The 20,278-nt window shown below is 74.7% G+C and carries 17 protein-coding genes; 12 read left to right on the top strand and 5 right to left on the bottom strand.

Annotated elements, in window-relative coordinates; translation table 11 throughout:
• Positions 1 to 53 precede the first annotated feature (53 nt).
• Together IH54_RS0102045 and IH54_RS0102050 are read right to left on the bottom strand one after the other, a co-directional pair.
• Positions 54 to 1,721 (bottom strand): sugar transferase, encoded by a 1,668-nt coding sequence (locus tag IH54_RS0102045; RefSeq protein WP_078861866.1) that lies wholly within the window; start codon positions 1,719 to 1,721, stop codon positions 54 to 56.
• A gap of 353 nt (positions 1,722 to 2,074) precedes the next feature.
• Complete coding sequence (locus IH54_RS0102050; protein ID WP_031512404.1) at positions 2,075 to 3,337, bottom strand: glycosyltransferase; 1,263 nt, start codon at positions 3,335 to 3,337, stop codon at positions 2,075 to 2,077.
• Positions 3,338 to 3,800: 463 nt separating this feature from the next.
• On the opposite strand from IH54_RS0102050, the gene IH54_RS0102055 reads away from it, so the two are divergent.
• From IH54_RS0102055 to IH54_RS0102090, 8 genes are all read left to right on the top strand, one after another.
• The gene (locus tag IH54_RS0102055; protein WP_031512405.1) at positions 3,801 to 4,214 is read left to right on the top strand and encodes a rodlin; all 414 of its coding nucleotides are present in this window, start codon (positions 3,801 to 3,803) and stop codon (positions 4,212 to 4,214) included.
• Positions 4,215 to 4,555: 341 nt separating this feature from the next.
• Positions 4,556 to 4,744 (top strand): chaplin, encoded by a 189-nt coding sequence (locus IH54_RS0102060; protein WP_052397030.1) that lies wholly within the window; start codon positions 4,556 to 4,558, stop codon positions 4,742 to 4,744.
• Between the two features lie 136 nt (positions 4,745 to 4,880).
• Complete coding sequence (locus tag IH54_RS47855) at positions 4,881 to 5,495, top strand: chaplin (protein ID WP_078861867.1); 615 nt, start codon at positions 4,881 to 4,883, stop codon at positions 5,493 to 5,495.
• Positions 5,496 to 5,688: 193 nt separating this feature from the next.
• Positions 5,689 to 6,075, top strand: coding sequence for a hypothetical protein (locus tag IH54_RS39235; RefSeq protein WP_043179578.1), 387 nt, complete (start codon positions 5,689 to 5,691; stop codon positions 6,073 to 6,075).
• 181 nt (positions 6,076 to 6,256) lie between these two features.
• Complete coding sequence (locus IH54_RS0102075) at positions 6,257 to 6,664, top strand: rodlin (protein ID WP_031512412.1); 408 nt, start codon at positions 6,257 to 6,259, stop codon at positions 6,662 to 6,664.
• A 227-nt stretch (positions 6,665 to 6,891) separates the two neighbouring features.
• The gene (locus IH54_RS0102080) at positions 6,892 to 7,854 is read left to right on the top strand and encodes a GlxA family transcriptional regulator (protein WP_031512413.1); all 963 of its coding nucleotides are present in this window, start codon (positions 6,892 to 6,894) and stop codon (positions 7,852 to 7,854) included.
• A 3-nt stretch (positions 7,855 to 7,857) separates the two neighbouring features.
• Entirely contained in the window at positions 7,858 to 8,493 is a 636-nt protein-coding gene (locus IH54_RS0102085) for a DJ-1/PfpI family protein (RefSeq protein WP_031512414.1), read from the top strand.
• Positions 8,494 to 8,767: 274 nt separating this feature from the next.
• On the top strand, positions 8,768 to 12,898 hold the full coding sequence (locus tag IH54_RS0102090; RefSeq protein ID WP_031512415.1) for a molybdopterin-dependent oxidoreductase: 4,131 nt from the start codon (positions 8,768 to 8,770) through the stop codon (positions 12,896 to 12,898).
• 80 nt (positions 12,899 to 12,978) lie between these two features.
• On the opposite strand, the gene IH54_RS0102095 is transcribed toward IH54_RS0102090, so the two are convergent.
• The gene (locus tag IH54_RS0102095; protein ID WP_031512417.1) at positions 12,979 to 13,386 is read right to left on the bottom strand and encodes an SHOCT domain-containing protein; all 408 of its coding nucleotides are present in this window, start codon (positions 13,384 to 13,386) and stop codon (positions 12,979 to 12,981) included.
• A 32-nt stretch (positions 13,387 to 13,418) separates the two neighbouring features.
• Positions 13,419 to 14,882, bottom strand: a complete 1,464-nt coding sequence (locus tag IH54_RS0102100; protein ID WP_052396981.1) for a DUF2252 domain-containing protein — start codon at positions 14,880 to 14,882, stop codon at positions 13,419 to 13,421.
• A gap of 190 nt (positions 14,883 to 15,072) precedes the next feature.
• On the opposite strand from IH54_RS0102100, the gene IH54_RS0102105 reads away from it, so the two are divergent.
• From IH54_RS0102105 to IH54_RS0102120, 4 genes are read left to right on the top strand one after another with little or no spacing between them, the layout of a single operon-like run.
• Positions 15,073 to 15,933, top strand: a complete 861-nt coding sequence (locus tag IH54_RS0102105) for an ABC transporter ATP-binding protein (RefSeq protein ID WP_031512419.1) — start codon at positions 15,073 to 15,075, stop codon at positions 15,931 to 15,933.
• Positions 15,933 to 16,790, top strand: coding sequence for an ABC transporter permease (locus tag IH54_RS0102110; protein WP_031512421.1), 858 nt, complete (start codon positions 15,933 to 15,935; stop codon positions 16,788 to 16,790). The genes IH54_RS0102105 and IH54_RS0102110 overlap by 1 nt, the downstream gene beginning before the upstream one ends.
• Positions 16,748 to 18,181, top strand: coding sequence for a sensor histidine kinase (locus IH54_RS0102115; protein WP_078861868.1), 1,434 nt, complete (start codon positions 16,748 to 16,750; stop codon positions 18,179 to 18,181). The genes IH54_RS0102110 and IH54_RS0102115 overlap by 43 nt, the downstream gene beginning before the upstream one ends.
• Positions 18,178 to 18,798, top strand: a complete 621-nt coding sequence (locus IH54_RS0102120) for a response regulator (RefSeq protein ID WP_031512423.1) — start codon at positions 18,178 to 18,180, stop codon at positions 18,796 to 18,798. The genes IH54_RS0102115 and IH54_RS0102120 overlap by 4 nt, the downstream gene beginning before the upstream one ends.
• A gap of 148 nt (positions 18,799 to 18,946) precedes the next feature.
• On the opposite strand, the gene IH54_RS0102125 is transcribed toward IH54_RS0102120, so the two are convergent.
• Entirely contained in the window at positions 18,947 to 20,170 is a 1,224-nt protein-coding gene (locus tag IH54_RS0102125; RefSeq protein ID WP_031512425.1) for a S8 family peptidase, read from the bottom strand.
• Positions 20,171 to 20,278 lie beyond the last annotated feature (108 nt).

The raw sequence follows: 20,278 nt of genomic DNA on the forward strand, positions 1-20,278 counted from the left end.
CGGGGCCCTGCCGGGCGACCGGAGCGGAGCAGCTTCGTCACGTTCACGGCACGTCAGCTCCCCGCGTGGCGGAACACCGTGACGGCGGTGCGCAGCAGGATCGACACGTCCTGCCAGAGCGTCCAGCTGTCGATGTAGTGGTTGTCGAGGCGTGCCCGGTCGGCGATGGAGGTGTCGCCGCGCAGCCCGTGCACCTGCGCGAGCCCGGTGATACCCGCGGGCATCCGGTGCCGGTCGGCGTATCCCGGCAGGGTCCGGCTGAACTGCGCCACATAGTGCGGGCGTTCCGGGCGCGGCCCGACGAGGCTCATATCGCCGCGCAGGACGTTCCAGAGCTGGGGCAGCTCGTCCAGGGAGGTCCGGCGCAGCAGCCGGCCCGCGCGGCTCATGCGCCGGTCGCCGGCGACACTCCACAGCGTCGCCGACTCGCGCTCGTCGGCGGGGCGCAGAGTGCGGAATTTGAGCAGGGTGAAGGGCCGCCCGTGCAGCCCGATCCGCTCCTGCCGGAAGATCACGCCGGGGCCGTCCGCGAGCCGTACGGCCAGCGCGCATGCGCCGAACAGCGGCGCCAGGCACAGCAGCGCGGCGGCGGCGACGGCGGCGTCCAGCGCCCGCTTGGCGCCTCGCGCGGAGCGGGCGGCGGTCGGCGGGTACGGGTCGAGCCGGTGGCACGCGTAGCCCCACAGGTGCCCGTGGGCCGTCCACCCGCGCCCGTGCGGAAGGGCGCCGTCGACGCCCTCTACCCGCCACAGCACGCACCCTTGCGCGGCCAGCAGGCGCACCGTGGCAATGATGCGGGCGTCGGGCGTCCCGGGCCCGGTCACGACGGCGTGCCGCACGGCGTCCTGCACCACCGCCCGCGTCACCTCGCCCGGCGAGGGCAGCACCGGCAGCACGGGGGGCGGCAGTTGCGGCGCCTGCTGCACGGGTACGGCCGCGGGCGGCTCGGGCTCCGGCGGCGCGGGCCGCACCGGCACGGGCGCGGCGAGGCCCACCGGGCGCATCCCGTACTCGGGGCGCGCGTGCAGGACCGCGGCAATACGCCCCGCCGAAGCCGCGTCCGCCGCGACGACCAGGGTCGGGGCGGGCCTCCTACGGGCCGCGAAGCGCCGTGCACCGTACACCGCGGCCCGCAGCGTGCCCGCAACGGCGACGGTCACGCCGACGGCCGCCAGCAACGCGGCCCAGCCGGGCGGCCCCGGCAGGGCGACGGCGGCGAACAGCCCCCAGGCCAGCACCGTACGGCCGGTGAGCCCGGGCAGTTCCGCGAAGGCCCCGGGCGCGAAGCCGGGCCGGTAGAGCCCGGCCCGCTGCTGGGCCACCAGCAGGCACCCGGCGACGACCCCGCAGGCCAGCGCCGTCCGCGGCGGCACGACGGCCACCACGCCCGTCAGGGCCCCGGCGCAGTCAGCGGCGGCCAGCGCCGTCCCGACCCGCTCCCGCACCGCCCGGTGCCGCGGATACCCCTCGGGCCGCCCTACGGGCCCGCTCCCGTGCTCGTCATGCGTACGGGCCCCGGCGGATGCGTACGCCGCCTCCCCCGCCGCGGCCCGCTCGTGCTCCCGCGCGGCAGTCCCGTGTCCCGGCCCGCGACGCCCGGCGTCGCCGACCCCCGCGTCCGCCTCGCCCGTCCGCGCCGACCCCGGCTCCTCCGGGACGGGCCGCCACGGCGGACCGGCAATTGCCACGTCGTACACCCGCCCGGCCACCCCCGCACCCATCGCCGAACCCTTCGGCTCCGGACCCGCCGGTACCCCCGGCCCCGCGACCTCCACCGCACCCGTCGCCCCCGAACCACCCGCGCCCGCCCGCGCCGAAGCCTCCGAACGCGCCGCACCCGCCGGCGCCCCCGGCCCCCCGACCTCCGACGCACCCGCGTCCGACGTCTCCGGACCGCCCTCCGCGTCCGCCCCGCCTTCCCGGGGCGAATCCGTCGCCCCGGGGCCGGGACGGGGCCGGGTTCCGGCCGTCACGCCCGACTCGGGGTCCGCGGGGGCGTGCAAGCGTGCGGCGGGTACCGCGCTGCCCTCTCCGGCGCCCGGCTCGGCCGGGGGAGCGGGGACGGGGTCGGGGGTCACCGCGGCAGCTGCCGCGGGCGGGCGGGCCGGGGGAGCCGGAGCACGTCCTGGTAGAGCGCCGCGACATCCGCCGCGGTACGGGTCACGTCGTGGTGTGCGCGGGCGTGCGCGAGGGCGCGCAGCGACGCGGCCGTGCGCAACGGCCGGTTCGCGAGCAGCCGCAGCAGCGCCGCCGCCAGCGCGGCCGGGTCGCCGACCGGGACGACGCAGCCGTCCCCGTCCTCCGGGTGCAGGGTCTCGCGGGCGCCGCTGACGTCGGTGGTGACCACCGGCCGGCCGCAGGCCATCGCCTCCAGCGGGGCCAGCGCCATGCCCTCCCAGCGGGAGGGCAGTACCACCACGTCCGCGGCCTGGTACCACGGCACGGTGTCGCGGGCGGCGCCCGCGAGCAGGACTCCCGGCCCCGCGCCCGCGAGCAGCCGCGGCCGGTCGGGCCCGTCGCCGACCAGGACGAGCCGCGCCTCGGGCATCGCCGCGGCCACCGCGGGCCATGCCCGCAGCAGCACGTCCTGGCCCTTCTGCGGGCAGAGCCGCCCGACGCACACCACGAGCGGCGTGCCGGGCCCGGCGTCCGACAAGGCGGGCAGGGCGGCCCGGACGGCTGCAGGGTCGGCGGCAGGGGTGAAGCGGGCGAGGTCGACGCCATTGCGCACGACCGCCCAGCGGGCCCGTACGCCCGCGGCGAGGCCCGCGCGGCGCTCGGCGTCGCTGACGCACAGCACACGGTCCGCCCAGCGCGCGGAGTACCGCTCCCAGGCGCGCGCCGCACGGGCGGTGGGGCCGCCGACCGCGTCGAAGGACCACGCGTGCGGCTGGAAGACGGTGGGCAGGGCGCCGCGCAGGGCGAGCCGGCCGACCAGTCCGGCCTTGGCGCTGTGCAGGTGAACCAAGTCGGGCCGCACCTCCAGCACCACGCGTGCCGCCGCCGCGACCTCGCGGCCCAGCCCCGCGCCGGGTGCCCGCCGGGCGTCCCAGCGCACGACCCGCGCGCCCGCGCGCCCTGCGGCGACGGCGAGCGTGTCGGGCCCGAGGGGCACGGGGAGCAGGCCGGCGGAAGCTGCGGACGACTCGGACGGCCCGGAGGCGGGGCCCCGGCAAGGGCCGAGCTCCTCCCCGGCCGGGCATCCGACGACGACGCAGGCCCCCTCCCGCACCTGCGCGCGGACCAGGTCCGTGACGACGCGGGCCACCCCGCCCTCGACGGGCTGGACCATGTGCAGCACCGTCAGACCGGCGAGTCCGTCAAGATGTTGCGGCATCGCGCGCCGTTCTCCCTCTACATGCCCGTCAAACCCCGCCACTCGGTTCCGCTGGCCGCTGCGTGGCCCGCGCGCGCCTCCGTGCCCCACGAATGCCGAGCCGGCCATGTCATCGCCGGAAACCGGAAACGCTGGAACGCCGGAAACAGAAATGCACGCTGACAGACGGCGCGTCGAAAATCACGCAAGCCGCGCGAGCGAGAGCGTTATTTTTGCAGCTTCTTACGACCATCACACCGCCCGCACCCGAATCCAGGCACCGCCCACCACGGACGCGCAGAGCGGCGCATTGACGCCGCGTCAACGCGACGCCCCGGATGTTCACCCTCATGCCTTGCGAAGCCGGTCCGCCGCGCGCACCACTATCCGTTCGGGTGAAACGTCATTACTAATCGCCAGTCGCGGGGTTGGTCAGAGCGACCGTCTTCCGGGGCACACCGCTCCACTTCGCAAAGGATCCACCGTGATCAAGAAGTTCCTCGCCACGGCTGCCGTGGCCGCCTCCGTCGCGGGCATCTCGGCCGCGGTCGCCGCCCCGCAGGCAATGGCTCTCGGCAACGACAACGGCACCACCACCGTCAACGGCAACGGCGCCGAGCAGAGCTACGGCAACACCTACACCAGCGGCTACATGAGCCCGTCCTTCGCCCTGGTCCAGGGCTCGCTCAACAAGCCCTGCGTCGGCCTGCCGCTGAAGGCCAACGCCGGCTCGCTCATCGGCGCCATCCCGGTCAGCGTCCAGGACCTCAACGTCCTGACCTCGCCTCAGAACCAGCAGTGCGTCGAGAACTCCACCCAGTCGCAGGGCGACGAGCCGCTGTCGCACATCCTGGACAACATCCCGGTCCTGACCGGCAACGGCCAGGCCAACGGCTGAGGTCGGCTCCCCGGAAGGCGCCGCGAGGGGCCCCCTCGCGCGGCTCCGTTCGCTGATGCGGCAGCGGCGGCCGGAGCCGTTCTTCCCTTCTGTATTTCCCCTCACATGTCACCTACACCCTCCATTCGAGTGATTGATGGCATCAGGAGAAGCAGAAGGAGTCACCTGACGGCACCAATGCTCGTTTACCAGTCGGCGCGGTGCGCACGGGCCCGTCACCCGGGACCGGTCGGCACGAAATCCGTGGCGGCGCTCCATCCGAAGCGCCGGAAAATTAGAGGAGTAGAAACGTGAAGAAGCTCACCAAGGCAGCGGCCTTCGCCGCCGGCACCGTCGTGGCCATGGGTGTCGCCAGCCCGGCCTTCGCCAGCTCCGGCGCGCTCGGCGGCGCCGCCAACTCCCCGGGCGTGGTGTCCGGCAACCTGGTCCAGGTTCCGGTCCACGTCCCGGTGAACGTGTGCGGCAACACCGTCGACGTCATCGGCCTGCTGAACCCGACCTTCGGCAACGTCTGCGAGAACAACGGCTGACGACGGCCGTAGGCCGATCGACACCGACGGCCGGCCGTCACGCGCCGGCCGACAAGGAGCCGCCCCGGGCCCTGTGCAGCGCACTCCGGGGCGGTCCGTCATCTGCACCACCCTTTTGCACGAGTGGAGAAAGTCCATGCGACGACAGATTCTGAACCGGGGTCTGCTCACCGTTGCTGCGGCAAGCAGCATCCTCGCGGTGACGGGAGGTTACGCGCACGCGGATACCGCGGCGGAGGGCGGGCAGAACGCACCCGGCCACTCGGCCGAGGACCAGTCGCCGCAGGACCGAGGCGCGCCTTCTCCGTCCTCCGCGGCAGCCTCCTCCTCCGAGACGGACGCGGCGGCGATCGCCGCCGCCGCGAACGCGGCCGCTGCCGGCGGTGGCGGCGGCGGCGCGACCGCACAGGGCAACACGGAGGGCTCGCCGGGAGTGCTGTCCGGGAACAGCGTGAGCCTCCCGGTCCACGTGCCGGTGAACGTGTGCGGGAATTCCGTGGACGTCGTCGGGCTGCTGAACCCCGCGTTCGGCAACTCCTGCGCGAACGGCACGCCCACGCCGCACGTGGCCCCGCCGCACGTCGCGCCGCACGCCCCGGCCCCCGAGGTGCACACGCAGCTCGCGGAGACGGGCGCGTCGGGCGGTGCGATGGGGGCCGCCGCCGGCGCGAGCGCGGTCCTGCTGCTGGGCGGCACGCTGATCTACCGGCGCTCCGCCCGGGCCGCGCGCATCCGGCGCACGTATTCCTGAGCGACGCCTGCCGCCCGCCGCCCGCCCACGGATCCCGTTCCTGCGCGCTTACCGCGCGAACGTACGAGCGCGCGACCTCGACACCGCGCTCTATCGGGTGATTCTCGGGCGGCGGCGCGGCACACAGTTTCCGTCGCGCTCCGTAGTCGTTGAGCGGGACGACAGACATCCCGCGGTACCGAAAGGGTGGCAAGTGAAGTTCTCGAAGGTCGCAGCGGTCGTGGCCGGTTCCGTGATGGCGGTCGGTGTGGGAGCCCCCGCGTTCGCCTCCACCACGGACACCGCCAACCCCGTCGACGCCCGCACCATGAGCACCATGCCCACCAGCGTGAACGGCGGCGTGGACCAGGCGCTCGCCGAGCAGCCGCTGCAGAAGGCCGCCGACAGCGCGAACCTCGACTCCACCGTGCGCACCATCGACGACGCGGGCGCCGCCCTGCAGGGGCAGGCCCCGGCGGTCGTCCTGGTCGGGGACGCCTCCGGCGCCGCCCAGGACCTCGCCGGCTCCGCACTGGTGGCCGGCGCCGTACCGGGCGCCGCGCTGATCGGCGGGCTGCCGATGGGCGCCCTCGCCGGCTGACCCGGCTGGCGGCCCCCCGGCCCGCCGACCCGAGGGCGGGTCGTGGGCCGACGGGCCGCAGGGCAGCGGCGGGCCCGCTCCACGTGGAGTGAATCGCCGGAACCAGACCCTCCCTGGGCGGTTGGCCAGGCCGCTCAGACCTTTCATGAACCGTGCCACGAGCACCGCAAAGGGACACACAATGATCAAGAAGATGCTCGCCGGAGCCGCCCTCGCCGCTTCCGTCGCCGCCGTCGGCGTGACCGCCGCCCCGGCCATGGCGCTCGGTGACGACCAGGGCACCACCACGGTCAACGGCAACGGCGCGGAGCAGAACTACGGCAACACCGTCACCAGCGGCACCCAGAGCCCGCAGATCGGCCTGGTCCAGGGCAGCGTCAACAAGCCGTGCCTCGGCGTCCCGGTCAAGGCCAACGTCGGCTCGCTGATCGGTCTGATCCCGATCAGCGCCCAGGACGTCAACGTCCTGACCTCGCCGCAGAACCAGCAGTGCGCCGAGAACTCGACGCAGGCCCAGGGCGACGAGCCCCTGTCGCACATCGTCGACGACATCCCGGTCCTGTCCGGCAACGGCACCGCGAACGGCTGACACGTCCGTACCGCCCCCACGCGGTGCGCCGAAGGGCCGTCGGCGACTCCGTTCGCCGGCGGCCTCTCGCATGCCCGCACGCCGGCGCGCGAGGCACACGGCAGGAAAGGTGGGAAATCCGTCATTGCCGCCGTCCGCGGCCCGCTGCCACGCTGAGGAGCGTGACCAGCCACGGAACGCCCGTCGGCGGCCCGCCCGGCCCCCCGGGCCGGCGCCCGGCCCACGACGTGCTCGTCGTGCTCTTCGACGGCGTGCAGAGCCTCGACGTGACCGGGCCTGTCGAGGTCTTCGCCGCCGCCGTGCACGCGTCCGCCGCCGGTCCCGCGGCCCGCTCCGCGGCGTACCGGGTGCGGACCGCGGCCCTGGGCGGCGGTCCGGTACGCACCAGCGCCGGGCTGCGGCTGCTGCCCGACGAGGACCTGCGCACCGCCGCGCCGCCCGGCACCCTGCTGGTGCCCGGCGGGTCCGGCACCCACCGGCCGGACCCGGAGACCGTCGCCCGTATCGCGGCGCTCGCACCGGACGCCGAGCGCGTGGTGTCGGTGTGCACGGGCGCGTTCCTGCTCGCCGAGGCGGGGCTGCTGGAAGGCCGCCGGGCCACCACGCACTGGGCGTACTGCGACACGCTCGCCCGCCGCTTCCCCGGCACCGAGGTGGACGCCGAGCCGATCTTCGTACGGGACGGGAAATACGCCACGTCGGCGGGCGTCACCGCCGGGATCGACCTGGCGCTCGCCCTCGTCGAGGACGACCTCGGACGCGACGCGGCCCTCGCGGTCGCCCGCGGCCTGGTCGTCTTCCTGCGCAGGCCCGGCAGCCAGGCACAGTTCAGCACGCAACTGGCCGCGCAGCTCGCCGAGCGGCACCCGCTGCGCGAGGTCCAGCGCTGGATCACCGAGCACCCGGAGGCGGACCTGTCCGTCGACGCGCTCGCCGCCCGCGCCGCGCTCTCACCCCGGCAGTTCGCCCGCGCCTTCCGCGCAGAGGTCGGCGTCACGCCCGGGCGGTACGTCGACCGGGCGCGCCTCGAAGCGGCCCGGCGGCTGCTGGAGGACACCGCCGACGGGATCGCCGAGGTCGCCCGCGCCGCGGGCTACGGCACCCCCGAGGCCATGCGCCGCGCCTTCGTCCGCACCCTTGCCCTCCCGCCGGCCGAATACCGCCGGCGCTTCCACAGCGTCAGGAGCTGAACCGTGCAGATCGCCGCCCTGCTCTACGAGGACTTCACCGCGCTCGACGTCGTCGGGCCGTACGAGGTCCTGTCCCGCATACCTGGGGCCGAGGTCGTCCTCACCGCCGTCGAGGCCGGGCCCGTACGCACCGACATGGGCCTCTCCGTGACCGCGGAGCGGCCGCTCTCCGAGGTCACCGCGCCCGACCTGGTGCTCGTGCCCGGCGGGCCCGGCACGGAGGCGGCGCTCGGCGTCCCCGCGCTCCTCGACTGGCTGCGGGCCGTCGACCCGGGTACGGCCTGGACCACGTCCGTGTGCTCGGGCTCGCTGCTGCTCGCCGGCGCCGGACTGCTCACGGGCCGGCGGGCGGCCTCCCACTGGCTCGCCCTCGAACACCTTCCGCTGTTCGGTGCCGTGCCCAGCACGGACCGGGTCGTCCTCGACGGCAAGTACGCGACGGCGGCGGGCGTCTCCGCGGGCATCGACCTCGCCTTCACCCTCACCGGCCGCATCGCCGGCGACGCGGTCGCCGAGGCGATTCAGCTCGTGGTCGAGTACGCCCCTGAACCCCCCTACACCACGGGCTCCGTGGCCACTGCCCCCGCCTCTCTCGTCGAAACCCTCCGCGCCACCCGGCTCCGCGTCCCGGCCCTGTGACGCCCAGGGAACGGGAAGGCCCGGTCATGCCGCGCGGGGGGACGAAAGCGTGGGGGCACCTGCCGGCGAAACGCTGGGGGGCAGCCGCCCGCCCAGCCCCGACGGACCGGTACATTCCCACGCCACGGCAATACGCGAGGGCCTCACCGCCCCGCCCCGCGAGGTGTAAGGAGCGCGTAACCCCGGGCAGCCCACGGAGTGACCCCCGTGAAATCGGCCGCGTCTAGCGTGTCGCGGGCGCGGCCGCGGCGGCCGCGGGTGGGAGGACCCGCAGGTGACCACGACGGTGCGCACAGCGTGCTCGTACTGCGGCGTCGGCTGCGGCCTGCTCCTGGACGTGGGTGCGGCCCCCGACGGCCGCCGTACCGTCCTGAGGGCCCGCGGCGACGCGTCGCACCCGGCGAACCACGGCCGCCTGTGCACGAAGGGCGCGACGACCGCGGACATGCTCGCGGCCCCCGGCCGCCTGACGACCGCCCTGACGAGGGCCGAGCGCGGCGCGGAGGCCGCGCCCTCGCCCGCCGCGCAGGCGATCGCGGAGACCGGCCGCCGTCTGCGCGCGATCGTCGACGAGCACGGCCCGGACGCGGTGGCAATGTACGTGTCGGGTCAGCTCAGCCTGGAAGCTCAGTACCTGGCGAACAAGCTCGCCAAGGGCTTCGTCCGCACCAACCAGATCGAGTCCAACTCGCGCCTGTGCATGGCGAGCGCGGGCAGCGGCTACAAGCTGTCGCTGGGCGCCGACGGCCCGCCCGGCTCCTACCAGGACCTGGACAGCGCCGACGTCTTCCTCGTCATCGGCGCGAACATGGCCGACTGCCACCCCGTCCTCTTCCTGCGGCTGATGGACCGGGTCAAGCAGGGCGCGAAGCTCATCGTCGTGGACCCGCGGCGCACCGCGACCGCCGCGAAGGCGGACCTGCACCTCCAGTTGCGCCCCGGCACGGATCTCGCGCTGCTCAACGGCCTGCTGCACCTGCTGCACGCCGAGGGCGCCACCGACCCGGATTTCATCGGGCGCTGGACCGAGGGCTGGGAGGCGATGCCCGACTTCCTCGCGGACTACGCCCCGGCGGCGGTCGCCGGGACGACCGGTCTCGCGGAGCAGGACATCCGCCGCGCCGCCGAGCTGATCGGCGGCGCGGCCAACTGGGTGAGCTGCTGGACGATGGGCCTGAACCAGTCCACGCACGGCACGTGGAACACCAACGCCCTGATCAACCTGCATCTCGCGACGGGAGCGATCTGCCGCCCCGGCAGCGGCCCGTTCTCGTTGACCGGCCAGCCGAACGCCATGGGCGGCCGCGAGATGGGCTACATGGGCCCGGGCCTGCCCGGCCAGCGCTCGGTGCTGGTCGCCGAGGACCGCGCCTTCGCGGAGGAGCTGTGGGGCCTGCCCGCGGGCACGGTCAGGGCCGACGGCGTCGGGCGCGGCACCGTGGAGATGTTCCGCCGCATGGCCGACGGCGAGATCAAGGCCTGCTGGATCATCTGCACCAACCCCGTCGCCTCGGTGGCGAACCGCCGCACCGTCATCGAGGGCCTGGAGGCGGCGGAGTTCGTCGTCACGCAGGACGCCTTCGCCGACACCGAGACCAACGCGTACGCCGACATCGTGCTGCCCGGCGCGCTGTGGACGGAGTCCGACGGCGTCCTGGTCAACAGCGAGCGCAACCTGACGCTCGCCCGCAAGGCCGTCGACCCGCCCGGCGAGGCCCTGCCGGACTGGCAGATCATCGCCGGCGTCGCCCGGGCCATGGGCTACGGGGACGCCTTCGACTACGCGGACGCCGAGGAGGTCTTCGACGAGATCCGCCGCGCCCACAACCCGCTCACCGGCTACGACCTGCGCGGCGTCACGTACGAGCGGCTGCGCGGCACCCCCGTGCAGTGGCCCGCGCCGACCGCGGACGGCCCGGACCGCAACCCGATCCGCTACGTCGAGGAGGACGGCGGGCTGCGCTTCCCCACCCCCAGCGGGCGCGCCGTCTTCCACCCGCGCCCCCACGTACCGCCCGCGGAGATGCCGGACGACGACTTCCCGTACGTGCTCAACACCGGGCGGGTGCAGCACCAGTGGCACACCCTCACCAAGACCGGCCGCGTGCCCAAGCTCAACCGCCTCAACCCGGGTCCCTTCGTGGAGCTGCACCCGCGCGACGCCGCCGAGCTGGGCATCGCCGAGGGCGACGCCGTCGAGGTCGCCTCCCGGCGCGGGCGGGCCGTGCTGCCCGCGGTACTCACCGACCGGGTCCTGCCGGGCTGCTGCTTCGCGCCCTTCCACTGGAACGACCTCTTCGGCGAATACCTCAGCGTCAACGCCGTGACGAGCGACGCGGTCGACCCGGTGTCCTTCCAGCCCGAGCTGAAGGTCTGCGCGGTGTCGCTGACGCGCGTGGCGGCCGCGCCCGTCCCGGAGGCACCCGCGCAGGCCCTCCCGGAAGCCTTCACGCGCCCTCCCGCGCCGGACGCGGACGCGGGGACCATCGGGCCGGGGGAAGCCGCCTACGCGGCCGCGGGCGTCTTCGGCGTGCAGGACATGGCGCCGCCCGTGCTCGACGGGGCCGAACGGCGCTACCTCGTGGGCTTCCTCGCAGGGCTGGGGTCGGGGCTCGCCGGGGTGCCCGTGCTGCCGCCGGACGCGCCCTTCACGCCCGAGCACGCGCAGTGGGTCAACGGGGCGCTCGCCGGGATGTACTCGCGGCTGCCGGGCACCTCCGCACCCGCCGCCCCGGCCGCCCCCGCCGGACGGGACGTGGTGATCCTGTGGGCCTCGCAGACCGGCAATGCCGAGGACTTCGCCGCCGCGGCCGCCGAGCGGCTCGCCGGGACGGGGCACCGCGCCACCCTCCTGGGCATGGCGGACGCCTCCCCCGCCGCGCTCCCGGCCGCCGCCGACCTGCTCCTCATCACCAGCACGTTCGGCGACGGCGACGCCCCCGACAACGGCACCGGCTTCTGGGACGCCCTCACCGCACCCGACACCCCGCGGCTCGACGGCCGCCGCTACGCCGTTCTCGCCCTCGGCGATTCGTCCTACGCCGACTTCTGCGGCCACGGCCGCCGCCTCGACGAGCGCCTCGGCGAGCTGGGCGGCGTCCGCCTGGCACCCCGCACCGACTGCGAGCCGGACTACGAACCGTCCGCCCTGGCCTGGCTCGACCAGGTCCTGGCCGCCCTGTCCGGCCCGCCGGCCACCCCGGCCCCCGCCGCCACCGCCACCGCCACCGCCACCGCCACGGTCGTACCGGCGCCCGCGCCGGCCAGGCAGCGCCGCCCCGCGTCCGGCACCGCGCGCCTGACCGGCAACCGGCTGCTCAGCCTGCCGGGCGCCGCCAAGGAGGTACGCCGCTTCGTCCTCGACACCCGCGACAGCCCCGTCCCGCTGCCGTACGAGGCAGGCGACGCGCTCAGCGTCACTCCGGTCAACGCGCCCTCCCTCGTCGCCGAGTGGCTCGACGTCACCGGCCTGGCCGCGGACACCGCCGTCGCCCTTCCCGGCGCGGGTGACATCAGCCTCGGCGAGGCCCTGCGGCACCACCTCGACATCACCCGCATCACCCCCGACCTGCTGCGCTTCCTCGCCGAACGCGACCGCGACCACACCCACGGCCGGCTGCTGCGCAAGCTGCTGCGGCCCGACAACAAGGACGAGCTGGCCGCGTGGTCATGGGGCCGGCAGGCAGTGGACGTCGTCGCGGAGTTCGCGGTGCGCGCCGAGGCCGCCGAATGGGCCGCGGTGCTCAAGAGGCTCCAGCCGCGGCAGTACTCCATATCGTCCAGCCCGCTCACCGACCCGTACGCCATCGCCCTGACCGTCTCCGTCGTCCGGTACGAAAGCCCTGCCGGGCGGCCCCGCGGCGGCGTCTGCTCGCCCTTCCTCGCCGACGCCGAGCCCGGCACCGCCGTGCCCGTGCAGGTACGCCGCTCCCCGCACTTCCGGCCGCCGGCGGACCCGGGCACCCCGATGGTCATGGTCGGCCCCGGCACCGGCGTCGCGCCCTTCCTGGGCTTCCTCGACGAGCGCCGCGCCCGCGGCCACCGCGCTCCCAACTGGCTCTTCTTCGGCGAGCAGCACCGCGCCACCGACTTCTACTACGCGGACGACCTCGCCGCCTTCCGGGCCGACGGCACCCTCACCCGGCTCGACACCGCCTTCTCCCGCGACCAGCGCGCGAAGGTGTACGTCCAGGACCGGATGCGCGAGCGCGGGCCCCTGCTGTGGTCCTGGCTCCAGGACGGCGCGCACGTGTACGTGTGCGGGGACGCCGCGCGCATGGCGAAGGACGTCGACCGGGCCCTGCACGCCATTGCCACCGCCCACGGCGGGATGACGCCGGAAGCGGCTACCGCCTACCTCAAGCAGCTCGCCGCCGACAAGCGCTACGTCCGCGACGTGTACTGACGTCGAACCGACGTGCACAGCCGGGCGGACCGGTACATTGCCGCGGCGCGGCAATGTACCGGTCCGCCCGGTCCGCCCACTCAGCTGAGGATCTTCTCCTTGGCCCGCTGGAACTCCTCCTCGGTGAGGTGTCCCTCGCGCTTCATCTCCGCCAGCTTGGCGAGCTCGTCCGCGGACCCGCCGGAGCCGGCGGTCTTGCGCACGTAGTCGTCGAACTCCGCGCGCTGCGCCTTCGCGTGCCGCGCCTCGCGCCGGCCCATACTGCCGCCCCGCACGCACACGTACACGAACACGCCCAGGAAGGGCAGGATCAGCACGAAGACCAGCCAGCCGGCCTTCGCCCAGCCGCCCAGGTCGTCGTCCCGGAAGATGTCGACGACGATGCGGAAGAGCAGGAAGACCCACAGGACCCACAGGAAGACCCACAGGGCGGTCAGGAAGGCGCCGAGCACGGGGTAGTCGTACGCGAGATAGACGGTGTCGCTCATGGGTTGCCTCCGGTTCTGCGTGGTGAGCGCTGTCAGCGGGGTGTGGTGCCGGCCGCGGTCACGCGGCCGTCGGACGCCGCGGCCGCGAGGGCGCGGTGGTCGGCCTCGTTGCGGTCGGCGTAGGCCTCGGCGAACTCGCCGAGTGCCCGGTCGAGGACGTCGCCGGTGCCGGTGTAGGCGGCGATCGCGACGGGGTCGCCGGAGCGGGCGTGCGCGCGGGCCAGCGAGGCGCCGCAGACCCGGGCGAAGAGCCGCAGCATGTCGGGCGTCATGGTCTCCGGTCGGGCGATGCCCTTCCAGTCGCGCAGCTGACGCACGTAGAAGTCCCGCTGCCGCCCGTCCAGGCCGGTCACCCGCACCCAGCCGAGCAGGATGTCCCCGGCGGACTGCATGAGCCGCTGGCCCTCCACCACGCGCCGCCCCTGGTGCCCGCGGCCGGCGCCCGGTCCGCCGGTGTACGGCGCGAGGACGGACCGGCCGGCCTCCTTGGCCTGCAGCACGAGCGGGTCGTCCGCGTCCCGCCCGACCGCGAGGATCACCCAGCAGCGGGTGCCGACGCTGCCGACGCCGACGACCTTGCGGGCCATGTCGACGACCTCGAAGCGGCTGAGCAGCAGCTGCCGTTCGGCGGGCAGGCTCCGGGCGTAGCGCTCCAGCAGCCCGCGCAGCCAGCCGGTGAGCTCGCCGCGCTCCTCGCCCTTGGGCAGCAGCTCGCGCACCGGGGTGATGAGCGGCGGGTCCGCGACGATCTGCGGCCGGCCGTCGACGACGTGCGCGAGCCGCCCGAAGGCCTGCGCGGTGTCGCGGGTGCGGGCCTTGGCGAGCGCCTTGCCCGTGCGCTTGCGGACGGCCTTGTCCGGGCGCGTGCCGGGGCCCTGGTCCAGCAGGGCGCCGAGCTGGTCGGTGTCGTCGAGGGCGTACCAGACGTCGAGGGTGTCCATGCCCGCGAACAGGTGCATGCGCTCGCGGTAGGACTCGACGGCGCCGCGGACGACCGCGGTGCGCTGCCCGCCGGACAGGCCGCGGGCGCGGGCGGCGATCTCCAGACTGGTCGCGAGGCGTTTGAGGTCCCACTCGAAGGGGCCCGGCAGCGTCTCGTCGAAGTCGTTGATGTCGAAGACGAGGTGCCGCTCCGGCGAGGCGAGCAGCCGGAAGTTCAGCAGATGGGCGTCGCCGCACAGCTGGGCGGTCAGGCCGGTGTGCTGGGCCGCCCCGAGGTCCGCGGCCATGATCGCGGCGGCGCCGCGGTAGAAGCGGAAGGGCGACTCCAGCATGCGCCCGTAGCGGATCGGCACCAGCTCGGGCACCCGGTCGGCGGACTGCCCCTCCAGCACCGCGACGGGGTCGAAGCGCTCCGGCCCCGCCTCGTAGCGGGCATGCGCCGAACGGGGTATGTGCTGCCTGACAGCCTTGCCGTGCGCCGCGCGCTCCGCGGTGCTGCGCCGCGGAGCGGCCAGTTCACCCGCGGACACGGGGTCGTGGTTTTTGCGCCCCATGAGCCCCACCGCCCTCCGGTGCCCCCATCATCACCCCGCCCCGCGGAACCCGCCACGCGGGCGTACGTGCCCGTCCCTGCGAGCGGCCCGCCGTGCCGGGACCGTCCCCGGCCGCTGTCCACCGTTCGGTGGACCCGGCCGTGGCCGTACGGGCGTTCCCCGCGCGCGGGCACGGCGGGATGGTGGACGCATGACGGACGACGTGGTGACGGTCCGCGGGCTTCGCAAGCGCTATGGCGAGGTCGACGCGGTGAACGGGGTGGATCTCGACATCCGGCGGGGCGAGGTGTTCGGGATCCTGGGGCCCAACGGGGCCGGCAAGAGCACGACGGTGGAGATCCTGCAGGGCCACCGGCGGCGGGACGGGGGCGAGGTGGCGGTGCTCGGTCAGGACCCGGGCCGCGCGTCCCGCGCCTGGCAGGCGAGGGTGGGGATCGTCTGGCAGGACGAGTCCGCGGCGGCGGAGCTGACGGTCGCCGAGACCGTACGGCACTTCGCCCGCTACTACCCGCGTCCGCGCGACCCTGCCGAGGTCATCGCGCTGGTGGGCCTGACGGAGAAGGCGGACGCGCGCACCAAGGCGCTGTCCGGCGGCCAGCGGCGCCGCCTCGACGTGGCGCTCGGCGTGATCGGCAGCCCCGAGCTGCTGCTGCTCGACGAGCCGACGACCGGCTTCGACCCGGCGGCCCGGCGGCAGTTCTGGTCGCTCATCCGCAGCCTCGCGGCCGAGGGCACCACGATCATCCTGACCACGCACTACCTGGAGGAGGCCGAGGCGCTGGCCGACCGGCTCGCGGTGATCGCCGCGGGCCGCGTCGTCGCGGAGGGCGCGCCCGCCTCGCTCGCCGGGCGTGCGCAGGCCAGGGCGACCGTGCACTGGACGGAGCCGGACGGCACCGCGCGCAGCACCGAGACGGACACTCCGACCCGCACGGTCGGCGAACTGGCCCGCCGTTTCGACGGCGAGATCCCCGAGCTGCGGGTCACCCGGCCCACGCTCGAAGACGTCTACCTGCGACTCATCGGACTCGCCGGATCGGGGGAAGCGTGATGGCCGAGACCACGGCGGCGACGACGGCGACCGCACCGCGCAGCACCGGCCAGGCTGCACCCCCCGGGGCATGGCGGCTCGGCATGGTACGCGGGGCGATGGAGATCAAACTCTTCTTCCGGCAACGCGAACAGGTGATCTTCACCTTCGCCTTCCCGATCGTCTTCCTCTTCCTCTTCGCCTCGATCTTCCACGACGACATGGCCGACACCGGCTCCACCGCGTCGCAGTACTACGTGGCGTCGATGACTGCGGCCGGCATCATGTCCACGAGTTTCCAGTCGCTCGGCATATCCATCGCCGTCGAGCGTGACGAGAAGGTGCTGCGGCGGCTGCGCGGCACCCCGATGCCGCCGGCCGCGTACTTCCTCGGCAAGATCTGGCTGGTGCTCGTCACCGGGCTGCTGGAGACCGCCGCGCTGCTGGTCTTCGGCGCCACCGTCTACGACGTCGACCTGCCGTCCGACGCCACCGGCTGGCTCACCTTCGGCTGGATCTTCGTGCTCGGCATCACCGCGTGCGCGCTGCTCGGCATCGCCATCAGCAGCGTCCCGAAGTCCGCGCGCAGCGCCACCTCGGTGGTCGTCCTGCCCTTCCTGGTGCTCCAGTTCATCTCCGGCGTCTACATCCTCATCGACACCGTGCCGAGCTGGATGCTGACCGTCAGCTCGTTCTTCCCGCTCAAGTGGCTCTGCCAGGGGCTGCGCGGGGTGTTCCTGCCGCAGGCCGCGGCCGCGCTGGAGCCCGCGGGCAGCTGGGAGTACGGGCGCACCGCCCTGGTGCTCGCCGCCTGGTGCGTCGGAGGATTGGTGCTGTGCCTGCTGACCTTCCGCTGGAAGAGCCGGAACGACGGGTGAGCGTGCCGCCGCACGAGGACGCGGGGCCGTCGCCGGGGCTCTCCGTGCCCCCGGCTCCCGCCGCACCGCCCGCCGCGGACTCCGCCCGCGGCGGGCACGTGTGGGAGCGCAGCTTCCTGCCGTGGGACCTGTACTTCGCGGTGGTGTGGCTCGGCACGGTCCTCTTCGCGCTCTCCGCCGAGAGCCCGGGGCTGCGGGTGCGCATCGTGGCGGCGTGCCTGTTCTGCCTGCCCATCCCCTGGTACACAGCGGTGGGCCGACCGCTGCTGTGCCGCCAGGCCGAGACGACCGGCAGCCGCGCCGCCGTCCGCTACCTGGCCGGGCTGGTGCTGCTCTTCCTGCCGCCCGCCGCCCTCGTCGGCGAGACCCGGCTGGCCACCTTCGCCCTCGTGCCGCAGTGCTTCATGCTGCTGCGGGTCCCGGGTGCGCTGACAGCCGTGGCCGTCGTCAACGTCACGCCGGTCGCCGCGTGGGCAGTCGTCTGGCGGCCCAGCACGCACGACCTGTTCTACAACTCCGTCTTCGGCATGGTCACGCTCGCCTTCTCGGCGGTCGTCGGCAGCTGGATCATCCGCATCATCGAGCAGAGCACGGAAAGGGCCCAGCTCGTGGCCGAACTGGAGGCCAGCCGCGGCGAGATCGCCCGGCTGTCGGCCGAACACGGCGCCCTCGCCGAGCGCGAGCGGCTCTCCCGCGAGATCCACGACACCCTCGCACAGGGCTTCACCAGCCTCGTCATGCTCGTCCAGGCCGTCGAGGGCGAGCTGGACACCCATCCGGCGCAGGCCCGCAGCCATCTCGACCTGATGGCCCGCACAGCCCGCGAGAACCTCGCCGAGGCCCGCGCCCTCGTCGCCGGCACCGCCCCCGCGGGCCTCGACGGCACCTCGCTGCCCGACGCCCTGCGCCGCCTCGCCGCCCGGCACTCCGAGCAGAGCGGCGCCCCCGCGAACGTCTCCGTCACCGGCCGCGTACGCGCCCTCGCACCGGCGGTCGAGGTCGTGGCCCTGCGCAGTTGCCAGGAGGCCCTGTCCAACGCCCGTCGGCACGCCGGGCCCGCGGTCCCCGTCCGCCTCGACGTCGACTACGCCGCCGACGCCCTCCGCCTCACCGTCCGCGACACCGGCTGCGGCTTCGCCCCCGAATCCGCGCCGGCCGCCGGTTACGGCCTCCCCGGCCTGCGCGCCAGGGCCGCGGAGCTGGGCGGTACGGCCACGGTCAGCAGCGCGCCGGGCGCCGGTACGTGCGTGACGGTGTGCCTGCCGCTGACGCGCGGGGCGCCCGCCACGGCGCTCGAACCGGCCGCCGCGGCACCGGGGCCCGCCGCCGTACCGCCCGAGCCCGCCGACGCCCAGGCCCAGCCCGCCGACGCCCCGAGGAGCGCACCGTGATCCGCATCCTGCTCGCCGACGACCACCCCGTCGTCCGGGAGGGCCTGCGCGCGATGCTGGAGGCGGAGGACGACCTGGACGTCGTCGGGGAGGCGTCCAGCGGCCCGCAGGCCGAGGCGCAGGCAGCCGCGCTGCTGCCGGACATCGTGCTCATGGACCTGCGCATGCCGGGCGGCGGGGGCGTCGACTCCATCGTCCGGATGACGGCGGCCGGGCTGCCCTGCCGGGTCGTCGTGCTCACCACCTACGAGACGGACGGCGACATCCTGCGCGCGGTCGAGGCCGGAGCCGCGGGCTACCTCCTCAAGGACCTCGCCCGCAGCGAGCTCGCCGACGCCGTCCGCGCCGCCGCCCGCGGCGAGACCGTCCTGGCCCCCACGGTCGCCGCCCGCCTCGTCGACCGCCTCCGTACCCGCCCCGAACGCCCGCACCTGTCCGACCGCGAGACCGCCGTCCTCCGTCTGGTCGCCGAGGGCTGCACCAACGCGGAGATCGGCCGCCGCCTCTTCATCGGCGAATCCACCGTGAAGACCCATCTCCTGCGCTCCTTCGCCAAGCTCGGCGTCGACGACCGCACCGCCGCCGTCACGTCGGCGATGCGCCTCGGCCTCCTCTGAACGCCGGACCGGGGACGCTTCGCCTACGCCGAGGCCTTCGAGCGGGAGTACCGGAGCGCGCCGGGCCGCCGCCGACGGGCACACGGCGCGCGAGCCGCCTCGTGGCGACGAGACGGCTCGCGGAGGCCCGGGAAGGGGCCGTAAGGCGTCAGAGACCGCCGGTGTAGAGCAGGTTGTTCGGGGAGTCCGGGCTCACGGCCAGCACGCCCTGCGTGGAGGCGCCGAGCAGCCAGCTGCCGACCTCCGCCGTGTCGGCGGTCGGGTGCGTCGCCTTGTAGAGCAGCGCCACCCCCGCGACGTGCGGGCTCGCCATCGACGTACCGGACTCCGCGACGCTGCCGCCGCCGAGCCGGGCGGAGACGATGTCCTGGCCGGGAGCGTAGATGTCCAGGCAGCGGCCGAAGTTGCTGAAGCTCGCCTGCTGGTCGGCGGAGGTGGTGGCGCCGACCGTGAAGGCGCCGACCGCGCTCGCCGGGGAGGCGTTGCACGCGTCCTCGCTGCTGTTGCCCGCGGCCACCACCGGCAGCACGCCGGCGTCGGCGACCGCGTCGGCCGCGTCGTTGACGGCCTGCGAGTAGCCGCCGCCGAGCGAGGCGTTCAGCACGGCCGGCTGCTGCGCGTTCTTGGCGATCCAGTCGAAGCCGGCGACGACCCCGGCCCAGCTGCCCGTCCCGTCGCAGCCCAGCACCCGCACGCTGACCAGCTTCGCCTGCGGCGCGACGCCGAAGGTGGCGCCGCCGACCGTGCCCGCCACATGCGTGCCGTGCCCCTGGCAGTCCTGCCCGTCGCGCCCGTCGCCGACCGCGTCGTAGCCCGGCACGGCCCGCCCGCCGAACTCGCTGTGCCCGAAGTCGATGCCGGTGTCCATGATGTACGCGGTCGCGCCCGCGCCCTTGCCCACCGTGTTGAACTGCCCGTCCAGCGGTAGCTGCCGCTGGTCGATGCGGTCCAGCCCCCACGAGTTCGCCTTGACCCTGCTGCCGGTCGGGTCGAGCAGCGGCGCGGCGGTGTCCGTCGTGTGCGCGAACCCGAAGGCGCTGACCGTGGCGTTCTGCTCGACCGACGTCACCCCCGGCATCCTGCGCACCGTGTCCAGCTCCGTCGCCGTGAGCGTGATGGCGAAGCCGCGCAGCGCGCTGCTGTAGGTGAAGAAGGGCGCGACGCCGATCTTCTGCGCCGTCGACGCCGGGTCCAGCGTCTTGTCGAGCGTGACGATGTACTGCCCGGCGATCGCGTTGTCGTGCGTGCGCAGCGGGGCGAGCGTCGCCTCCGGCGTGGGCAGCGGAATGGCGGCCACGGCAGGCGTACCTGCCACGGCCAGCGGTGCGAGCACCAGGGCGGCGGCCGACAGACCGCGCGCGAACAGACGCATGGGAAGCTCCCAGGGGGACGTCGACAGTCGTGGCAGAGCGCACACGAGCGCCCTTACGATCTGACGATCAGTCCCCGTCCCCCGCCCGACACACGTACCCCCGCCCCC

Source organism: Streptomyces sp. NRRL F-5123, from assembly GCF_000721495.1.
Lineage (GTDB): Bacteria > Actinomycetota > Actinomycetes > Streptomycetales > Streptomycetaceae > Actinacidiphila.

Coding starts and splice junctions, on each gene's coding strand:
- IH54_RS0102045 (WP_078861866.1), bottom strand. CDS start 1,721: ATGGGTGCGGGGGTGGCCGGGCGGGTGTACGACGTGGCAATTGCCGGT.
- IH54_RS0102050 (WP_031512404.1), bottom strand. CDS start 3,337: ATGCCGCAACATCTTGACGGACTCGCCGGTCTGACGGTGCTGCACATG.
- IH54_RS0102060 (WP_052397030.1), top strand. CDS start 4,556: ATGGGTGTCGCCAGCCCGGCCTTCGCCAGCTCCGGCGCGCTCGGCGGC.
- IH54_RS47855 (WP_078861867.1), top strand. CDS start 4,881: ATGCGACGACAGATTCTGAACCGGGGTCTGCTCACCGTTGCTGCGGCA.
- IH54_RS0102075 (WP_031512412.1), top strand. CDS start 6,257: ATGATCAAGAAGATGCTCGCCGGAGCCGCCCTCGCCGCTTCCGTCGCC.
- IH54_RS0102095 (WP_031512417.1), bottom strand. CDS start 13,386: ATGAGCGACACCGTCTATCTCGCGTACGACTACCCCGTGCTCGGCGCC.
- IH54_RS0102100 (WP_052396981.1), bottom strand. CDS start 14,882: ATGGGGCGCAAAAACCACGACCCCGTGTCCGCGGGTGAACTGGCCGCT.
- IH54_RS0102105 (WP_031512419.1), top strand. CDS start 15,073: ATGACGGACGACGTGGTGACGGTCCGCGGGCTTCGCAAGCGCTATGGC.
- IH54_RS0102110 (WP_031512421.1), top strand. CDS start 15,933: ATGGCCGAGACCACGGCGGCGACGACGGCGACCGCACCGCGCAGCACC.
- IH54_RS0102125 (WP_031512425.1), bottom strand. CDS start 20,170: ATGCGTCTGTTCGCGCGCGGTCTGTCGGCCGCCGCCCTGGTGCTCGCA.